Origin of the sequence: Thermodesulfobacterium commune DSM 2178 (assembly GCF_000734015.1) — a bacterium.
Taxonomy (GTDB): domain Bacteria; phylum Desulfobacterota; class Thermodesulfobacteria; order Thermodesulfobacteriales; family Thermodesulfobacteriaceae; genus Thermodesulfobacterium; species Thermodesulfobacterium commune.
On record NZ_CP008796.1, the window covers coordinates 1,524,951 to 1,543,947 of the forward strand.

Genomic DNA, 18,997 nt, shown 5'->3' on the forward strand with positions numbered 1-18,997 from the left:
GATGGAAATTTTAAAAGATTTCTTAATCAGTTTTAATTATTTTATTGGTTTTTATTATGCTACTTTAAACACCTTTTATACTATACTTTTGTTACTTTCTTTTTTGGCTACAGTTGAATACTTGAAATACCTCAGGTTTTATAACTTCCAGGAATTAAAGCTTTATCCACAGCTTCCTCCTGTCAGTGTTATCATACCGGTTTATAATGAAGAAGAGGTAATTCTAAGGACAATACACTCAGCCTTAAGCCTTGATTATCCTTATTTTGAAATAATAGTGGTTAACGACGGTTCCATCGATGAAACCTGGAAGATTCTGACTGAAAGATTTCAGTTGAAAAAAATACCATTTTTCATCTATCGTAAAACTCTTCAAACAGCCGAGGTAAGGGGAGTTTATCGCTCTTTGGTGTATCCGAACCTTTGGGTAGTAGATAAAGAAAGGGGAGGCAAGTTTGATGCTCTTAACTGTGGGTTAAACTTTGCTCAATATCCTTATGTTTGTACCGTAGATGCAGATACTGTACTAGAAGTAGATTCTCTTTTAAGGTTAGGTAGGAAGATTTTAGAAAGTGAGGTTCCTGTTTTAGCCTTGGGAGGGGTAGTTAGGGTTTTAAACGGGGTAAAATTAGAAAAAAGCAAAGTCTCTTCGATAGAACTTCCTAAAAAAGCCTTGCCTATTTTTCAAATAGTTGAATACATTCGTGGATTTCTTTTCGGAAGATTGGGTTGGGAAAGATTAAATGGTACTTTGATTCTTTCAGGTGCTTTTAGCCTTTTTAACAGGGAGGCCTTGCTTCAAGTAGGTGGTTTTAACAACCTTACGGTTACAGAGGATTTTGAAATAGTCTTAAGGTTGCATAAACATTTTAGAGAAAAGAAGGAAGACTATTACATAGGGTTTCTTCCTGACCCTGTTTGCTGGACAGAGGTCCCTGAAACCTTGGGAGAACTTTCCAAACAAAGAAGGAGATGGCATTTAGGATTATTACAGACTTTATGGTTTTATAAAAGAATGTTTTTTAATCCCAAATACGGAAGGATAGGATGTTTGGTTATGCCTTTTTACTTTTTTGAAGCAGTTGGGGCAGTGGTAGAAACCTTAGGCTATCCTATAGTTTTTTTGTGTTATTTTTTTGGAATATTAAGCTTTGAGTTTTTGGTTTTATTTTTAACCTTAGCGATAGGTTATGGTATTTTTCTTTCAGTAGGAGGTATCTTTTTGGAAGAAATGAGTTTTAAAAGGTATCCTCGATGGTCTCAAGTTCTTAGGCTTCTGCTTTATGGAATAGCAGAAAACTTAGGTTATAGATAAATCACCAGCTTTTTCAGGTTTCAGGCTACCCTCCAATTTTTGTTGGGCTATAAGAAATGGGAGGTAGTCAAAAAAGTCAAGGTGTTATAACTAAATGGTGTTGAATAAATTTTTGTTTTTAGGACAAGAGGCTTTAAATAGAGGGGATTATCAAGAAGCTTTAAACTTATTTAAAGAGGCTATAAATCATCAAGGATTTAAAAAAGAGGGATGGTTAGGGGTGGCTGAAGCTTACTATCATCTCAATGATTTCTCCTCTGCCCTTTGGGCTTATCATAAATTACTTGAAATAGACCCACAAAATGAAAGAGCTCAAAAAAAGATAGAAGAGATAGGAGAGCTATTAAAAGACGTGCAAATTAAACATTCCCATCAAGAAATTAGATTTAAGACTGAAGGAGACTATGTTTACATTAAAAAACAAAAAAATTGGGAAAAATTCTGGATAAAAGGGATTAACCTCGGGCTTACTCTTCCTGGTTATTTCCCTGGAGAGTATCCGATAAAAATGAAAACTTATTTGAAATGGTTTCAATTAATCCATGAAATGGGGATAAACACCATTCGAGTATACGCTCTTCAATCTCCAGGGTTTTATCAGGCACTATATGAGTTTAACCAAAAAGAGCCTAAGCTTTTTTTGCTGCAGGGAATTTGGTATGAACCTGAGAGGGCAGAGGTACTCGATGATTTAGAGTTTTTAAACAGGTTAAAAACCCATATAAGGGATGTGGTTGATGCTGTTCATGGAAATGCCAGCCTCCCTGAAAGACCTGGGTTCCCTTCGGGAAAATATCTGTGGGATATATCCCCTTTCTTGTTAGGATATCTTTTTGGAAGAGAACCTGAAGCCTGTTTGGTTAAAGGATATAACGAACGTTATGCGAGAAAAGATAAAGATTTCTACGGAAAATATCTTTACATAGAAAAAGGGAATCCCTTTGAGGTGTGGAATACTCAGATTTTAGACTATCTTTTAAACTATTCTTATGAGACCTATGGGCATTTACCGTTGGTTTCTGTGGTAAACTGGATACCCCTTGACCCTATAGAACATCCTACGGAAAGCAACATAGAAGATGAAGAGTCTTTTTTTATCGGAGTAAAACCTAACTTAAAAAAATGTAACGAGAACGAAGACATGGAAGTTTTTGATACCTATAAAATAAAAAGCTCTTTTAACTGTTTTTTTTCTTCATATCACGTTTATCCCTACTATCCAGATTTTATGAACTATGAGTTTTTAACAGAAAAAAGACCTTATTTGGCTTACTTAAAGCGTCTCAAAGAACATCATAAAGGGCAAGCCTTGTTAATCGCAGAGTTTGGTATACCTACAAGTAGAGCTTCTGCTCACTGGCAAGTCCATGGTTGGACTCATGGTGGAAAAAATGAGGTTGAACAAGGAAGAATCTTGGTAGAGATGATCAAAGACATTGAAAAGGCAAACTGTACAGGATATGTGATTTTTAGCTGGGCTGACGAATGGTTTAAAGTAAACTGGCTTTTTATGAAGTACTATTTACCAAGAGAGAGAAAGTCTCTATGGTTTAATCTGCAGGACCCAGAGGAAAACTACGGACTTTTAGAAGTATATCCTGGATATCCTAAAAAGATAGTTTCTTTATCTGGTGAACTTAAAGAATGGGAAGAAGCTTTCATAGCTTACAAAAACTTTAACCCTCTAAACAAAGAAGGAGAGATAAAATCGATAAGACTTACTAATGATGAGGGTTTTTTGTACATCCTGGTAGAGGTCTCAACAAAGATAAATTTAAAAGAGACTCAATTTTTTGTCGGGATAGATACTGGACATAAAGAATATGGTGAATTTTCTTTCCCTGCTGGTATCAACCTTGTTTCTCCTGTAGGGCTAAAATTTTTGTTGCATATTACCGGAAAAGAAAGTTCCAGATTACTTGTGGCTTCGTCTTATAATAAAATGCTTTCCCATGACAAATTTTTTTCTCCTAAAAAAGAGGTTTTTCCGCAAAAAAGCCTTGCAGGAAAATGGAACTTGATATTATGTAAGACCAACATGAGAAGGGTTACCAAAGATTTTAAAAAACTTTTTGGTCCAAAATTTTATAACTTAAGTAGCCTAAGGTTTGGTAGCCTTAAGCCAGAAAATCCAGATTTTGATAGTTTAGCAGATTTTTACATAAAAGATAACTTGATAGAGATCAGGCTACCTTGGGAGCTTTTAAATTTTTCAGACCCAAGCTCAAGAAAAATGTTTTGGAAGGAAAAAGATATCCTTTGGAAGGAGTCTGACGGTATCCGGGTGGTGGTGATAAGTTACAAGCCTGCCCCATTAAACCCTCCCAGAGCTTTAAAAGTACTTGATTTTAGGCCTAATCCTTCAGAAAAGGACAAAATTAATACGTATGTTTGGGAAAAATGGAACGTTCCCTCTTTTCATACCCGTTTAAAAAAGAGTTATTTTATTTTACAAAGGTACTTAAAAAATGAGAAAAATTAGCAGAAGAGAAACGTTAAAGTTACTAGTTTTGTCAAGCCTTGGAAGTTTGACTCCTAACTCTTTGGTTTTTTCCTCTGAGGAAAAAAAGGCTTCTCAAGAGGAAAGTTTCCCGGTTTTACTTTATCATGAGATAGCCTATGAACCTCTTACACCTTATACCGTTACCCCTGAGGAGTTTTTTTCTCAGATGGAAATTCTTTACTCATCAGGGTTTGAGACCCTTTTACCACAGGAATTAGACCAAAGTTTGGCAAAAAAAAGAAAAAAGATTATGCTTACCTTTGACGACGGGAGTTATACCTTTTTGGAATATGCCTATCCTCTTTTAAGAGAGTACAGGTTTAAGGTGGTGATGAATGTTATAGGTAGTAAAGTTGGTAAAGGCTGGTTCATAAGCTGGGATGAATATAGAGAAATTCTCGATGAAGGCTTACTTGAGATAGGATGCCATAGCTATGATTTTCACTTTCCTAACTGGAGTAAAAAGTTGAGCTTGAAAAAGTTTGAGGAGGATCTTTTAAGGTTTAAAGAAGAGGCTTTTAAACACCTAAAAATCGAGGTTACTACCTTTTCGTCTCCTTTGGGAGAAAGGTTAACTTCTGAGCATGTTAAAGTTTTAAAAAAGCTTGGGTTTAAATATATCTTTATGTCTGAAGAAGAAACTATAGAGAAAACTTATTATAACCCTGCCTTAAATTCTCAGTTTATCCCAAGGTTTAATTTGAACCATTATTTTAGTTTAGAAGACTTTAAAAACTTGGTTATGAAAGGAGGAGAGAACCTATGAAAAAATTGGGGGTTGTGATTTTATTTTTGATTTTATTGTTTTTAGGACAAAGTTATGGATTAGCAGAAACTATGGTTTTAACCTCTCAAAATACACACAAGGAACAGTCCTTTCAGCATAAAAAAGCAGGAGATGAGCTGTTTAAGAAAGGAGAGATCAAAAAAGCTGCTATAGAATATATAGAAGCTCTTCGGTTGTATAAAGATTATGAGATAGAAGAGCTTATTACCATGGCTACCAGAATTTCTTGGGGAGGAAAACTAAAGGAATCAGAAGAGATTTTAAGAGAGGTTTTGAAAAAAGACCCTCAAAATCGCAGAGCAATCCTACAGCTGGCAAGGGTGCTTTCTTGGCAAGGAAGACAGATAGAAGCTTTAAGTATGGTTGACGCTTTGCTTAAAAAAGCCCCTGCTGATGAAGAAGCTTTGTTGGTTAAGGCTAATGCTTTGAGGTTTTTGGGAAGGCCTGATAAGGCTTTAGATCTGTACGATCAAATCCTTGCCAAAAGGGATGATTTTGACGCCAGGTTAGGTAAGGCTTATGCTTATGGTAGTTTAAGGATACCTTCTAAATTAGAAGAAAATTTTAAACTCTTAAAGCCAGGGTATCCTTATCAGGAAAAAGACGTAAAAGACCTTGAGTTGTATAAAAAATCTATCTTTAATCCTGCTGTATTAACAGGATTTTCTTATTTTCATGATACCGACGAAAACGAAGTTTATACCTATCGGTTAGGGTTTGAAACCTATCTGAAAGACTTTAGGGTGGCGGGTAATTATATCTATAGGGAGGGCTCAGATAATCTGCGAACCTCTTACTCTGATGAATTAATCTTTGAAGTAGGTAAGAGGTTAACCCATCCTCTATGGGGTTCTGTTTCCTTAGGTTTTTCTCAAGGAGGAAAAGATAAGACCTTTGTGATAGGAGGGACACTTGTCAAGAGAATTGTGTCTCCTTATAAAATCTCTTTACAAACATTTGCCTCAATTCGTATAAAGCAGACTTAATTAAAGGAAGTGGTTTTTGCCATCTCGTTTTCTGAATCCGACTTACTGTTATGTATATCGCAACCTCTGCTGTCTTGATTGATTGAAAATATCCCCCTGTATTTACCCTTATCAGCTCTATCCTGCTATTTATATTCTCAACCACATTCGTCGTGTATATATACCTCCTCACCCCCTCAGGATATTTCTTATAAACAAAATAATGCTCCTTCTTTTTCAAAAGTCCCTTTATATAAGCTGGATACTTCTTCTCATAACTCTTACATAATTCCTCAAATCTAATTAAGGCCCTCTCATACTCCTCTATCCTCTTTATAATGCTTAACTCCTCATAAAATTTTTTAGCATCCTGCTTAGACATGTTCCTGTTGATGTTCCTTTGCATGTGTACAAAACAAAGCTGATGATCTGTCTCAGGAAAAAGGGCTTTTATGGCTTGAGCAAGGCCAGGAAAATCATCACTCACTATTACCATAACCCTCTTAACTCCCCTCTTTATCAAATCATTAAGTATCTGGAGCCAGTCCTCCTTCGTCTCTGAACCAAAATAAATGTAATAAGAAAGTAAATTTTTTCTTCCCTCCATATCTATTCCGATGATATTATAAATAACTGCTTTTCTGATTCTGTTGGCTTCGGTATCTTTTATCTGAGTATGATAAGCGTCTATAAACATAGCAAACAAATTTTCTGGCAATTCTTTGGTTTTTAATTCTTTGGCTTGGTTATACAATTCTTCTTTAATTTCTTCTATTTGTTCTGGAGAGTAGGGAAGTTTCATAGATTGCAAGAGGGCTTTGATTTTATTGGGGGAGTAGCTTTGGAGAACGAGGTTAAGGATAAAGTCCTGGAAAGATTCATCAGCTTTTTGCCATTCAGGAGGAAGAATAGCAGGTCTGAATTCAGATTTTCTATCTCTTGGGACAGAGATACCAAGGTTACCTAAGAAACAGGCAAGTTGTCTTTCATAGTAACCATTAGCTTTATTATCAATACTATCTCTAAGGAATATTTCTCTTTCTTTTTTCATGAGAGCGTTTAAGAGGAGTGCAGCAGCCATTTTGATACCCTCTTTTGATTCAATTTTTGAGATTTCACTTAAAACTTTTTCTAAATCTAAGTCTAAGTTTTTCATTTTACAGACCTCCTGGTTAGTTTAGTCTTTTAGGTTTTATGTTATCATTAATTTAAAAAATATTAAAAATTTTTATTATGCCTCTAAAATATTTTATTAAAAGACACAATTTATATTCTACTCCCATAGGAGGGGTTGGTTTAAATCTGTTGGCTGGGAGAGGTAGTGTGGGTTTAAATGTTAATAAAAGTGTCTTGACAGATACCGCAGAGCTTATGGAAGACGTAATAAGGGTTTTATCGATAAATTGTTTTATTAATCAGTCGGTTACAGACCGTATTTCTTTTTATGCTAATTATAATCGTCGTTGGTATTCAGATGATAACCAAGCAGACTCTGTCCAAGGTTCTGTTCGTTATAAGATTAACTTTGGTAATCCTACAGTAAGCCTTGGATACAGGGTGGTTTATTTAGACTTTAAGAAACAGAAAAGACATGGATATTTTGACCCTGATGATTTTTGGTCAAATCAGTTGTTTTTAACCATTTATTACGAAAACCCCAAGGTTTACGTTTATTTGGAACCTTTCATCGGTCATCAAACCTTTAGGCGTTATGGACTTTGGTCCTATGATAAGGCTTATGGAGGTACAGGCACTTTAGGGATTAAACTTAACGAAAACCTGAACTTTGAAATGTCGATAGAAGGTGGAAACTACGCAGCAGGAACGACCTCTGGATGGAAATATTATCAAACAGGATTTTTGCTAAAATATGTTTTTTAGGTAAAAAAAGAAACATAATATTATGTACATAGCAAGAAGACCGGTTCCAGGAGGTTATGAATACAGCCTTAAAGAATCCTACTATGAGGCACCTTACTGGAAAAGCAGACTTGTATTAAACTTAGGGACCAATCCAGAGAAATATATCACCTATTATAGTGATGTAGCCTTTTCTATAGAATTAGAGGAGGTTTTAGAATCCTTAGGATATCCTACCGATCAGCATGAATTAGAAAAACTATTTTTCAGATTTTTAAATCCCGAAGCCCAAAGAATCATCCTTCAGTTTGAAAAACCTAAAACAAGAAAACAATCTAAAAAATCGCTTAATTTAGAGGTATTACATCCCTTTGATATAAAAAGGTATTTGGTTTTGAAGCTTGGGGTCCTTGAACCAGACAAGTTTCTTTTTCATCCTTTTCCTTTTTTAAAAAACCTTATGGAAAAATCAAGAGACGAGCTTGAAAACTTTTTCTGGGATATGGAAGATGAGCTACCTTATAGGGAAAAAATAAAGTATGTAAGGGCAATTTTTGGGGTGTTAAGACTACCTTATAAGATGAAAGAAGAAGAGGTAGATGTTTTGTTTTTAAAAAATTTTTGCCAAGTTTTAGAGGATGAAAGTTTTTGTATGGGATTAAACAAAGAAGAGCTTTTAAAAAATTATTTTTGTAGATACCTCTGGTTATATTTTGATGAGGGTTTTAAAAAGCATAAGGGGTATCCGAGAGAGCCTATGATTTTTGTTTCGATTGAAAAGATTTATCAAGAAGCCTCTTATTATCTTGAGGTACCTATAGAAGAAATAAAAAGAGCTAATAGAAAAGAGATATTAGGCCTTTTTAGAAAAAGGGCTAAAGTATTACACCCAGACCATGGAGGGTCTAAAGAAGGTTTTATAAGACTTAGAAGGGTGGTGGAAGAACTTCTTAAGCTAAAGGGAGATTAAAAAACTTCGTCTATAAGTTTAAGGCCTATTTCTTTCCAGTCTTCTCTTCCGTAGATCACGATTTTTGACTCTAAACTTCCGTCTACAAAGGAAAGGTCTTTCTGGGTTTCTTTGACTTTTTCTTGAGGTAATCCGGTTATTAGAAAAGCTCTGCCCTCTTCTCCTCCTATCTGTTTAACCCTATGGATAATCTCAAACCCTTTAAGTTTGCAGATGTTAGACCTGTCTTCTGTGGTAATCGAGATACCTATTAACTGATAACCGTTTATGATAAAAAGATCCAGTTCAAAAGGTTTTGAATCTTTTTGAGCCTTAAGAGAAAGCCCAAATTGCATTTTTTCTTTAAGCCCAAGGTCTTCAAGTTTTTCTTTTAATTCTCCATATACATACCATTCAAGCCAAAGACCGTCTAAAAATTCTATAGAATCCTTGACCCTTTGTTTAAGGGCTTCTTTACCAAGGTTTTCAGGTGGAACCCAGAGGCTTCTTCCTTCAGTAAGCTTCTTGTCTTCTGGTAAACTTTCCAATATTTCCCAGACAAAATCCGGGGTAGATGTTTCTAAGGTTTCTATAAAACTTCTGATTTCAGGTTTTTTAAGATGCTCTTTAAACCTTTTTGCTGTTTTAAAAAGGTCTTTATCGTTTTTAAAAATTCTTCTAAAAGGATTTTCAAGCCAGGACAAAAACTCTTCTATCCTGTTTTCTTCTATAACTACTTTTTTAATGGTTTGTAAAGTTTCTTTAAACTTAAAATCTTCCCAGCTATCTGCTTTTAATTTTTCATAAAGAGACAACTTAAGTAAAGTTTTAATGTCAAGAAAAAGATAATTTCTCAAGTCTCCTAATACCGGAAAGATGTCTCCGCTGTCATACACAATTTTAAACCTTCTTGTGTCTAAGTAAGAAGCTGAAAAACGGGTCTGATAAAAATTCTTTAAAAAGTTATAGACCCCAACTACCATGGGTTTGGTCCCAGGTTTATAGTTTAGATGGACTTCATCAAATTGTTCCCATATACCTACCGTATCAAGGTCTTCAAGAATCTGCTGAACATTACCTATGTCCTTTAGCGGAACTAAAAATACCTGGTCGGGGTGTAGATGAAGAAGATTTTTTACCCTTTCAGCATAAATTTGGGTACCTTTTTGTACTTGGTTATCTTCAGAAAAAATAAAAACGAAATTTCTATAGTTATGAAATGTCTTAAAATAAAGAGGAATTACATAGTTTGCCAGAGGGTTGGTGCCTATCAATAAAACTAATGCTTTTCTATCTGAGGTTAATCCTTTTTTAACCAAACAAACTCCTTTTTAGTTTAATTTAGAGTAATTTATAAAAATTATATCGTAATTGTCTAAAGGTTCAACTAAAAGAATGCTTATTTGTAACGTTTGACTTGTAAAGCGCAATCTTTAAAAGAGTTTAATATATTTTTTCAAGATTCCTTGGTTTTTAACTTTTTAGATGCTATATTTTATATGTAGTTCTAATAATGTAGTTCTAATAAGGGGCAAGAGTTTGCGATTTGGTTTTAGTTTTGACTTACATCGTTTGGTTGAAGGAAGGCCATTAAGGTTGTGCGGGGTTGAAATTCCTTTTGAAAAGGGACTTTTAGGACATTCGGACGGCGATGTAGGGCTTCACGCACTTATAGATGCTATGCTTTCTGCTGCAGGTTTGCCTGATATAGGTACTCTTTTTCCTGATAAAGACCCAAAGTATAAGGATATAGATAGTACTGAGCTTTTAAAACAAGCACTTTCAAAAGTAAAAGAAAAAGGGTACACCATCCACCAGATAGACCTTACCTTTGTTTGTGACCAGCCTAAATTAAGTCCCTACTACGAGTTGATGAAAACTCGTATAGCAGAGCTTACAGGGCTCTCTCCTTTAGATATAGGAATAAAAGCTAGAAGTGCTGAAGGATTGCTTTTAGAAGGTAACAAGGAAGTTATTGCTTGTTTTGGTTTGGTAGTGTTAAAAGACAATTGTTAGATTCTTTTGTTTTAGATCAGACTTGTTTTTTTCTTCTTATGTGGTATTGTTAAAAATTAAGGTAGAAGGGTGAGAGACTCAAGAGTCCGATCCTCTTGTCTTTCAACCTCTATCATTTTTTAAAAAATAAGGAGTTTAGTTATGCGTAAGGTTCAGTTAGGAGATGTAGTAAGCATTCATTGTGTAGGTCAACTGAAAAACGGTGAGGTTTTTGAAAACACCTATGATGGAGAACCTTTTATCTTTCAGGTTGGTTCTGCTGAGATTATACCTGGACTTTCTGAAGCGGTGATCGGAATGGAAGAGGGAGAAGAAAAAGAAGTACTTATTCCTTCAGAAAAGGCCTTTGGTCCCAGGGATGAAAACTTGGTAAGATCTATTCCTAGAGAGGCATTGAGTTTGGATGTAGCTCCAGAGCCAGGATTGATGTTAAACCTCATCGTTGATACTCCTCAAGGAGAGATGACCTTTCCTGCAACCATTTTAGAGGTTACCGAAGAGGAGATAGTGTTAGACCTTAATCCACCTTTAGCAGGAGAAGATTTAATTTTTAAAATTAGGTTAGAAAAAATTCTCACCCCAGACGAAGAAAACATCGTTCTTTAATCATCCAAAAAGCCCTGCTTCGTTTAGAAGCAGGGCTTTTTGTTTAAAACTCTTTAAAACTCTCAGATTTATTTAACTTCCCATAAAAGTTTTACTTTTTTGTTTTTTTAGTTATAATTTCATAACTATGGAAGGTTTGATTGAGGTTTTAAAAAGTTTTTTGCTCATTTTTTTAGGTTGTATTCCTGTTGTCTGGGCAACTACTAAGCTTAAAGTTCCTTCTGTAATCGGGTTCTTAATCACTGGAATTTTAGTCGGTCCTTATGGTATAGGTCTTTTAAAGGATGTTCACTTAATAGAAACCTTGGCTGAGATGGGTGTTATTTTCTTGATGTTTACTATAGGTATAGAGTTTTCTATTAAAAAATTGATAGCTTACCGAAACGAAGTCCTCTTAACAGGTTTTTTACAAGTTTTTTTAACAGTCCTTTTGATTTTAGGATTAAGCTTAGTCTTTTTAAAGACCTCATTTTCAAACGGAGTTTTTTATGGATTCCTTGTAGCTATGAGTAGCACGGCTTTGGTGCTTAAGATGCTGATGGATAGAGGAGAGATTAACTCGCCTTATGGTCGCACCTCTTTTGGGGTATTAATTTTTCAAGACTTAACCGTTGTGTTTGTAATGCTTATGCTGCCCATTTTAGCAGGAAAAGAGGGTAGCTTAGGAGGTCTCTTTTTTTCGATTTTTAAATCCTTTGGGTTTATTATCGGTTTATTTTTGGTAGCTTATTACGCCGTTCCTTATATCTTCCATCAGATAGTTAAAACCAAAAGTCGTGAGCTTTTTCTGATGACCTTGTTGAGCCTTGCTTTAGGAACAGCCTTTTTTTCCTATCAAATAGGTCTTTCTCTGGCTCTGGGTGCCTTTTTAGCAGGATTAGTGATTTCTGAATCAGACTATGCCTATCAAAGCGTAGCTGAAATTAAACCCTTAAAAGACCTTCTTATGGCTATATTTTTCGTGTCAATAGGACTTTTACTGAACCCTACCTTTCTTTTAAACAATTTCTTAAAAACGCTAGCCCTTTTAGGAGTTATGCTGCTGGTTAAGTTTGCAGGTATTTTTATAGCGACCTTACTGGTTAACAGAAGCCTAAGGGTAGCCCTTTTAACCACCTTCTATCTTTTACAGATAGGAGAGTTTTCTTTTGTTTTAGCCTTAGAAGGCAAAAGGATGGGCTTTTTGTCTGAAGAGTTTTACCAGGTGTTTATGGGGGCTTCGATCGCTTCTTTGTTTATAACTCCTTTTTGGATTCAGTTTAGTCATAACCTTACAGAATTTTTCCTGTCAAAGATTTCTTCTAAGCTGTATGTTCGTTATCAAAAGAGAAGGGCTGTAAAGATAAAAGAGGAAAAAGCTGAGTTAAAAGATCATACTATAGTAGTAGGTTTTGGGGTAGCAGGAAAAAACATCGTTTATGGACTAAAAACCTTAAAAATACCTTATGTTATTTTAGAAATGAACCCTAATACAGTTAAGAATTACAGACAAAAAGGAGAACCTATATTTTTTGGAGATGCTACCAACAGAGAGATATTACTTAAATTTGGGGTTAGAGAAGCTAAAACTTTAGTGGTTTCTATGGGAGATGTCATAGCAACCAGGAAGATCGTTTCTATAGCTAAAAAAGAAAATCCACAGCTTTACATCATAGTAAGAAGTAAGTTTGTAGCTGAGATGGAAGAGTTGCTAAAATTAGGGGCTAATGAGGTGATACCTGAGGAGTTTGAGGTTTCTATAGAGATGTTTGCTAAAGTTTTAGAGACCTACAAAGTTCCTAAAAACGTTATCTATGAACTTTTAGAGAACTTGAGAAGCAAACATTATAGAGCCTTTAGAAACGTCCAAGATTTAAAATTTGAACTCTTAGAAGGGCTTGAATTTTTAAAAGGAGAAAACATCCAGAACTTTTTGGTTAAAAAGGGATATAGATTGGCAGGGAAGTCTATAAAAGAGTTGGGACTTCGATCGAAAACAGGGGTTACCATCATAGCCATAAAAAGAGGCCCTGAGTTTTAAATAAATCCCTCTCCTGAAGAAAAAATAGAAGAAGGGGATGTGTTAATTTTGATAGGCAAAGAAGAGGATTTGGCAAAAGCTCAGGCTTATTTAAAAGAGTTTGAACCTTAAAGTTTGTAATATCTAAAGAGGTGTAGATAGATGGAAAACTTAGAAATTCATGTACTTTTCTTGTACATCGGGATTATTTTGTTTTTGGCAAGATTGACAGGAGATATTTTTGCAAAGTTTGGTATTCCCTCGGTGATAGGAGAAATTTTAGTAGGAGTTTTGCTTGGTCAGAGTGTCTTAGGATTAATTCCTGTTAACAAGGTAATACAAATTTTAGCAGAACTTGGGATCATATTTTTGTTGTTTCATATAGGCTTTGAGGCAGACTTAAAGCAGCTAAAAAAGGTGGGTTTTTGGGCCTTAGAAGTGGCTCTAATCGGGGCAGTTTTCCCCTTTTTGTTAGGTATGAGCGTTTCTCTTTTTGTTTTTGACTTAAATCTCACCCAAGCCCTTTTTATAGGAGGTACCCTTACAGCTACAAGTATAGGTATAACCATAAGGGTACTTGAGGACTTAGGTAAACTTAACGAAAGATTCTCCCAAATAGTGTTGGGAGCAGCGGTACTTGATGATATCTTTGGGGTAGTTGTTCTATCTATTCTTTTTGAGTTTTCAAAAACCCAAACGGTAGAGATAAAAAATACTTTATTGTTTATGACATATATCGCAACCTTTTTTTTGATAGCTCCGGTTTTGGGAAAATTTTTAGCTTATATCATATCGTTCATAGCTAAGAGGTTGTCTACCGTAGATTTTGTTCCTCCTGTTGTGGTAGCTTTGATGTTGTTTTTTGCCTATGCTGCTCATGAAATAGGATCTCCAGAAATCTTAGGAGCTTTTACCGCAGGAATTGCCTTTTCTCGCAGGTTTACCATTCCTTTTGCTATAGCACTAAATACCGATAAAGAAATCGTTCACAAGATAGAAACTTCTCTCCAACCGTTATTAAATCTTTTTACTCCTATCTTTTTTGTTTACGTAGGACTTCAACTTAACCTTAAAGTGATAGATTTTTCCTCTGCTACCTTTTGGTTTTTAAGCCTTGTTCTTTCGGTGGTAGCTATTTTAGGAAAACTTGCTGTAGGGTTGATGATTAAAGGTGATTGGAAAGAAAGGTTAAGCGTAGGCTTTTCTATGGTGCCAAGAGGAGAGGTTGGCCTCATTTTTGCTGAATTTGGCAGGATAAGCGGGGTTTATGACGAAATGTTATATGCGGTAATGGTTTTTGTCGTTGGTATCACTACCTTTCTTCCTCCTATAGTCCTTAAAATAATTTGGAGACAACCTACCTTGTTTAAGTATTAGCCTTTAGCCTAAATAGGTGTTGAAACAAGGTTGTAGATTTAAAATAGTTGGTTTTTACTAAAATTGTTGTATTATTTACTTATGATATTAATTCATGTTTGTTGTGGACCTTGTTTACTTTATCCACTGTCTTGGTTTAAGGAAAAAGGAATAGAGGTTTTGGGATATTTTTACAACCCGAATATCCACCCTTATCGAGAGTTTAAAGTAAGGGTTAAAGCCTTAGAACAGGTAGAAACGCTAAAAGGGATTAAAATAATCTGGGACAAAACTTATGGTCTTAGATTTTTTGTTAAAGAAACTTTTATGGTTTGTGAAAATCCTGAAAAAAGATGTGAACGCTGTTATGTAATAAGGCTTAGACAAACGGTAAAAAAAGCCTTGGAATTAAAGGCAGAAGCCTTTACTACAACCTTACTTTATAGTATTTACCAAAAACATAACCTCATAAAAGAAATAGCTGAAGACCTGAGTCATAAATATCGGATCCCTTTTTTTTATGAAGATTTTAGAAAAGGGTATAAACTTGGTCAGGAAGAGGCTATAACCCTTGAACTTTATAGGCAGTCTTATTGTGGGTGTATCTTTAGTGAAGAAGAAAGATACTCTAAAGCCCTTATCAAAGAGCTAAAAAGAAAAAATAAATAGGAGGTGTTTTATGGTTTTTAAGGATTATCAAGCCTATTTAGAAAAAAAAGAAGAGCTGACTAAAAAACTTTTAGGAAAATTTGGTTGTGTGGTTGAGTTTAACGGATTTGTAAGAGAGTATGATTTAAAGGGAGGAGAGGTAGTTCCTGCAGAAGGTATGTTTATCAAAGACGAGGTTTTTAACTATCTCGAAGACATAAGAAAAAATACCATAGAAAAGTTTGGTTTGATAGAGGTAATCATCTATCATAACCAAGGATTCTTAAAGGTAGGAGATAGGGTCACAGGATTTGCTATATTTGCTAAACATAGATACGAAGCCTTTGAGGCTTTGCAGTATTTGATAAACGAAGTAAAGAAATATCACTAAACCTTTGGGAGGCTTATGGCTAATAATCCTTGGTTCGATACATGGGCTAAAAAGGCAAAGGAGGCAGGGTATCCAGCCCGGTCGGTTTATAAACTGATGGAAATCCAAGAGGCTTATCGGTTGGTAAAAAAGGGAGATGTGGTGCTTGATTTAGGCGCAGCTCCTGGGTCTTGGTCTAAATATCTATGTAAACTTGTGGGAAAAGAGGGTAGGGTTATAGGGGTTGACTTGCAAGAGGTTAAGATAAGTCATCCTAATTTTACTTTTTTACTAAAGGACGTTTTTGAGTTAACTTCTCAAGACTTTTTAGCTTTGGGAATAGATAAGTTTGACGTAATCGTTAGTGACATGGCACCTAAGACCACCGGAGATAAGTTTGTAGACCATGTAAGGTCTGTTAGTTTAGTCGAAAAGGCTTTAGAATTGGTTTTGATAGCTTTAAAACCTAGTGGACACTTTGTAGCAAAGGTTTTTGAAGGTCAGAAGCTTCCTCAACTTAAAAAACAAATTGAAAAATACTTCAAAGGTGTTAAACTTTTTAAACCTAAGAGTTCAAGAAAAGAAAGCAGAGAGATGTTTATCGTTGCTCAACATTTTAAACCTAAAACAGACTTGAGGATCGATGAAGATTCTACACAGCTCTGACTGGCATTTAGGAAAAATCCTTCAAAACAAAAAATTGATAGATTATCAACTCAGCTTCTTTGAAAAAACATTCCTTCCTCTGGTAAAAGAACAAAAACCTGACTTTATCGTGGTGTCAGGAGATATAGTGGATAAACCTATCCCAGATTATGAGACCTTAAAGGGGTATAAAGAAGTTCTTAGGATGTTAACTTCAACCAAGGTTCCCATCCTTTTTATCTTAGGGAACCATGATTCTAAAAGGGTCAGTCTTTTTAAAGAATTTTTAGAGGCTGAAAAAATCTATTTAGCAGACGACCTCTCTTTTTTCATAAATCCCTTTGTATGGAAGAAAAACGGAGAGAGAGTTTATTTTTATTTGCTCCCCCATCTTTCTGTGTTTGAGTTGATTTCTCTTGTAAAAGAATCGTTTTCTAATGAGGCTTTAGACTTTTTAGAAGGAAAGGATCAGGTATCTGTGCCAGAACTTTTAAGGTTTCTTTTTTCTAAAGTAGAAATAAAAAAGCCTGCGGTTTTGGTAGGACATTTAGCGGTAGACAGTGCAGTTTTTTCTGGAGAAGAGGTTTTAAGAGGTAGATGGCAAAATACAGTAGGAAATGAAGAAATATTTCCGCTAAGTCTCTTTGAATGTTTTGACCTCTGTCTTTTTGGACATCTTCATAGGCTTCAGTCCCTTAACTTTAATGTTCTTTATTCAGGTAGCCCTATGCCTTATAGTTTTGACGAGGCAAACTATAAAAAAGGCTTTTGGTTTATTTCTTTTGAGAAAGAAAGGGTGAGCTACGAACCAATCTTTATAGACCCTCCTTATCGATTAAAAACCTACGAAGGCTATTTTAAGGATCTTATCCTTAAGGGTGATGAGAGTTTTGTAAGAATAATTTTGAAGGACAAAACTCCGGTTGCCTATCCATATGAGCGGTTAAAAAAGGTTTTCCCCAATCTTCTTGAATTAAAATATGAAGAGGAGGTTAAGCAAGAAGAAAAGGAGTGGAGTTTATTAGGTATCGATCAGCACTTAGATAAGACCCAAAGGTTAGATGAAAAGGATCTTTTCCGTAAGTTTTATCGTTTTGTAGAGGGAAAAGAGATAGAGGAGCCCCTTTTTGAAGTTTTTTCAGAATATTTAGAGGAATTTTTAAAAAATAAGCAGGAGAGCGTTTTATGAATTTAGATGGGATTTTAGTAATCTTAGGGATAGTTGTAGTTTGGTTAGTTTTGGTTAAGGTATTTTCTAAGGCAGGAATTCAGCCTTGTTGACAAATTCCTTTTCCTCCAGAGGGAGGAAAGAAAACCACTAAAAAACAAACAAAAGGAGGGACAAAATGCCGGTAAAAGCTATAGTAGCAGGTGCTGCAGGTAGGATGGGTAAAACCCTCATTAACCTTATTTTTAATAATCCTGAAATAGATTTAGTAGGGGCTTTTGAACATCCTGAACATCCTGCTGTAGGAAAAGACGTAGGAGAAGTGGTAGGTCTCCCTAAAACAGGAATCATCGTAGAAGGAAGTTTAGAAAAGGTTATAGAAAAAGGAGATGTAATCATAGATTTTACCTTCCATAAAGCCTCCTTAGAAAACATAAAAATCAACGCTAAATACAAAAAGGCTTATGTTTTGGGAACAACAGGTTTTACCAAAGAAGAACTAGAAGAGATCCATCAACTGGCTAAACAAAACTTTCCTTTAGTTCAGGACTACAACATGAGTATGGGAGTTAATCTTCTTTGCAAGTTGGTAGAGATTACCGCTAAGGTGCTTGCTGAAGGTTATGACATCGAAATCATAGAGGCCCATCATAGGATGAAAAAAGACGCCCCCAGTGGGACAGCTTTAAAGTTGGCCAACGTAATAGCTCAGGCTTTAGGTAGGAGCGATAAGGATTATCGGTTTTGTAGGGAAGGTATCATAGGAGAAAGGACTCCTAAGGAAATAGGAATACAAACGATAAGAGGAGGAGACATCGTAGGAGAACATACGGTGCTTTTTGCCGGTATAGGAGAAAGAATAGAGCTTACCCATAAAGCAAGCTCAAGAGAAACCTTTGCCAGAGGGGCTATCAAAGCTGCGATTTGGGTGGTTGGTAAAGAGCCTGGGGTTTATGGAATGCAGGATGTCCTTGGTTTAAGAAATCTTTAGGGATTGGATGGTTTATGGAAGAAAAAATTTGTCCTACTAAAGATTTACAAGCCTTAAGGGAAGAACTAAAAAAACATACCGGTTTAAGGGATGTTAGGTTTGTTTTGGCTGTGGGAAGTGGTAAGGGAGGGGTAGGGAAAACTACCGCCTCAACCCTTATCTCTCTTGGTTTAAAGGCTAATGGATACTCGGTTGGACTGTTTGACCTGGATTTTTACGGTCCTAACGTTAATTTTGCTTTAGGTTTGAAAAATACCCCCCCTTTGATCGAATTTGGAAAAATAAAGCCGGTATTAGGTCCTTTTCAGTTGAAGGTAATGAGCTTAGCCCTTATGGTTTCTGAAAAAGAGCCGGTTTTTATGAGAGGGCTTATGGCTTCTAAACTTTTGCAGGAGCTTGTAGGGAAGGTTGAATGGGGTCCTCTTGATTTTTTAGTTCTTGACCTACCTCCTGGTACCGGGGACATCTTTCTTACCATGCTTGACCTTTTTGCCCCAGAGGGTTTTGTGCTGGTTACCACTGCCAACAAGATGGCTTTAGCAGATGCCTTGCGGACTGTGGGTATTTTAAGAGAAAAACAGGTGCCAGTTTTAGGGGTAATCAAGAATTTTTCTGGGGTCTTTGAACAACAAGACGCGTTTAAAGAGTTTTTGGAAAAAACTAAACTTCCTCTACTTTTTGAGCTCCCTTTTATAGAGGAGCTTTCCTCGTGTGAGGATTTGACCGAGTTGTTTCAATTACCTGGGAAAAAGGAGCTTTTACAAAATATGGTAGACCAGATACTTGAGAGAGTATTTAGGATACGATAGCTTAGGGTCT

17 protein-coding genes and 1 pseudogene are annotated in these 18,997 nt (G+C 35.6%); 16 read left to right on the forward strand and 2 right to left on the reverse strand.

From position 1 onward, the window contains the following. Window position 1 precedes the first annotated feature (1 nt). From HL41_RS07725 to HL41_RS07740, 4 genes are all read left to right on the forward strand, one after another. Entirely contained in the window at window positions 2-1,315 is a 1,314-nt protein-coding gene (locus tag HL41_RS07725) for a glycosyltransferase family 2 protein (RefSeq protein WP_081856508.1), read from the forward strand. A 94-nt stretch (window positions 1,316-1,409) separates the two neighbouring features. Then, window positions 1,410-3,797 carry a tetratricopeptide repeat protein gene (locus tag HL41_RS07730; protein ID WP_038060565.1) on the forward strand — a complete coding sequence of 796 codons (2,388 nt, stop codon included), beginning with the start codon at window positions 1,410-1,412 and terminating at the stop codon, window positions 3,795-3,797. Beyond that, window positions 3,784-4,584 carry a polysaccharide deacetylase family protein gene (locus HL41_RS07735; RefSeq protein WP_038060568.1) on the forward strand — a complete coding sequence of 267 codons (801 nt, stop codon included), beginning with the start codon at window positions 3,784-3,786 and terminating at the stop codon, window positions 4,582-4,584. Before HL41_RS07730 ends, HL41_RS07735 begins: the two co-directional genes overlap by 14 nt. Next, complete coding sequence (locus HL41_RS07740; RefSeq protein ID WP_038060570.1) at window positions 4,581-5,591, forward strand: tetratricopeptide repeat protein; 1,011 nt, start codon at window positions 4,581-4,583, stop codon at window positions 5,589-5,591. Before HL41_RS07735 ends, HL41_RS07740 begins: the two co-directional genes overlap by 4 nt. Here HL41_RS07740 and HL41_RS07745 read toward each other — a convergent pair. Beyond that, window positions 5,521-6,726: an IS256 family transposase gene (locus HL41_RS07745; RefSeq protein WP_038549552.1), complete on the reverse strand. Its 1,206-nt coding sequence runs from the start codon at window positions 6,724-6,726 to the stop codon at window positions 5,521-5,523. The genes HL41_RS07740 and HL41_RS07745 overlap by 71 nt on opposite strands. Before the next feature lie 77 nt (window positions 6,727-6,803). Here HL41_RS07745 and HL41_RS07750 point away from each other — a divergent pair, with 77 nt between their 5' ends. Both HL41_RS07750 and HL41_RS07755 read left to right on the forward strand, forming a co-directional pair. Next, the gene (locus HL41_RS07750) at window positions 6,804-7,451 is read left to right on the forward strand and encodes a hypothetical protein (protein WP_051754593.1); all 648 of its coding nucleotides are present in this window, start codon (window positions 6,804-6,806) and stop codon (window positions 7,449-7,451) included. A 22-nt stretch (window positions 7,452-7,473) separates the two neighbouring features. Further along, window positions 7,474-8,400 (forward strand): hypothetical protein, encoded by a 927-nt coding sequence (locus HL41_RS07755; RefSeq protein ID WP_022854768.1) that lies wholly within the window; start codon window positions 7,474-7,476, stop codon window positions 8,398-8,400. Here the strand turns inward: HL41_RS07755 and HL41_RS07760 are convergent. Further along, entirely contained in the window at window positions 8,397-9,698 is a 1,302-nt protein-coding gene (locus HL41_RS07760) for a hypothetical protein (RefSeq protein WP_038062770.1), read from the reverse strand. The two genes, HL41_RS07755 and HL41_RS07760, sit on opposite strands and share 4 nt — an antisense overlap. A gap of 220 nt (window positions 9,699-9,918) precedes the next feature. Between HL41_RS07760 and ispF the strand changes: the two genes are divergently transcribed. The 10 genes and pseudogenes from ispF (at window position 9,919) to HL41_RS09175 (ending at window position 18,987) form a co-directional block, all read left to right on the forward strand. Then, entirely contained in the window at window positions 9,919-10,395 is a 477-nt protein-coding gene (gene ispF, locus HL41_RS07765; RefSeq protein ID WP_038062771.1) for a 2-C-methyl-D-erythritol 2,4-cyclodiphosphate synthase, read from the forward strand. Between the two features lie 141 nt (window positions 10,396-10,536). Next, window positions 10,537-11,001 carry an FKBP-type peptidyl-prolyl cis-trans isomerase gene (locus tag HL41_RS07770; RefSeq protein WP_038062774.1) on the forward strand — a complete coding sequence of 155 codons (465 nt, stop codon included), beginning with the start codon at window positions 10,537-10,539 and terminating at the stop codon, window positions 10,999-11,001. Between the two features lie 127 nt (window positions 11,002-11,128). Further along, window positions 11,129-13,132, forward strand: a pseudogene (locus HL41_RS07775) (cation:proton antiporter domain-containing protein). Window positions 13,133-13,162: 30 nt separating this feature from the next. Further along, on the forward strand, window positions 13,163-14,377 hold the full coding sequence (locus HL41_RS07780) for a cation:proton antiporter (RefSeq protein ID WP_038062776.1): 1,215 nt from the start codon (window positions 13,163-13,165) through the stop codon (window positions 14,375-14,377). Between the two features lie 81 nt (window positions 14,378-14,458). Then, on the forward strand, window positions 14,459-15,025 hold the full coding sequence (locus tag HL41_RS07785) for an epoxyqueuosine reductase QueH (protein ID WP_038062793.1): 567 nt from the start codon (window positions 14,459-14,461) through the stop codon (window positions 15,023-15,025). A 10-nt stretch (window positions 15,026-15,035) separates the two neighbouring features. Next, window positions 15,036-15,395: a molybdenum cofactor biosynthesis protein MoaE gene (locus HL41_RS07790; protein ID WP_038062778.1), complete on the forward strand. Its 360-nt coding sequence runs from the start codon at window positions 15,036-15,038 to the stop codon at window positions 15,393-15,395. 15 nt (window positions 15,396-15,410) lie between these two features. Then, window positions 15,411-16,040 carry an RlmE family RNA methyltransferase gene (locus HL41_RS07795; RefSeq protein ID WP_051754595.1) on the forward strand — a complete coding sequence of 210 codons (630 nt, stop codon included), beginning with the start codon at window positions 15,411-15,413 and terminating at the stop codon, window positions 16,038-16,040. Beyond that, window positions 16,018-17,208, forward strand: coding sequence for a metallophosphoesterase family protein (locus HL41_RS07800; protein ID WP_038062780.1), 1,191 nt, complete (start codon window positions 16,018-16,020; stop codon window positions 17,206-17,208). The genes HL41_RS07795 and HL41_RS07800 overlap by 23 nt, the downstream gene beginning before the upstream one ends. A 157-nt stretch (window positions 17,209-17,365) precedes the next feature. Further along, window positions 17,366-18,178: a 4-hydroxy-tetrahydrodipicolinate reductase gene (gene dapB / locus HL41_RS07805; protein WP_038062781.1), complete on the forward strand. Its 813-nt coding sequence runs from the start codon at window positions 17,366-17,368 to the stop codon at window positions 18,176-18,178. Between the two features lie 14 nt (window positions 18,179-18,192). Beyond that, window positions 18,193-18,987 (forward strand): P-loop NTPase, encoded by a 795-nt coding sequence (locus HL41_RS09175; protein WP_051754596.1) that lies wholly within the window; start codon window positions 18,193-18,195, stop codon window positions 18,985-18,987. Window positions 18,988-18,997 lie beyond the last annotated feature (10 nt).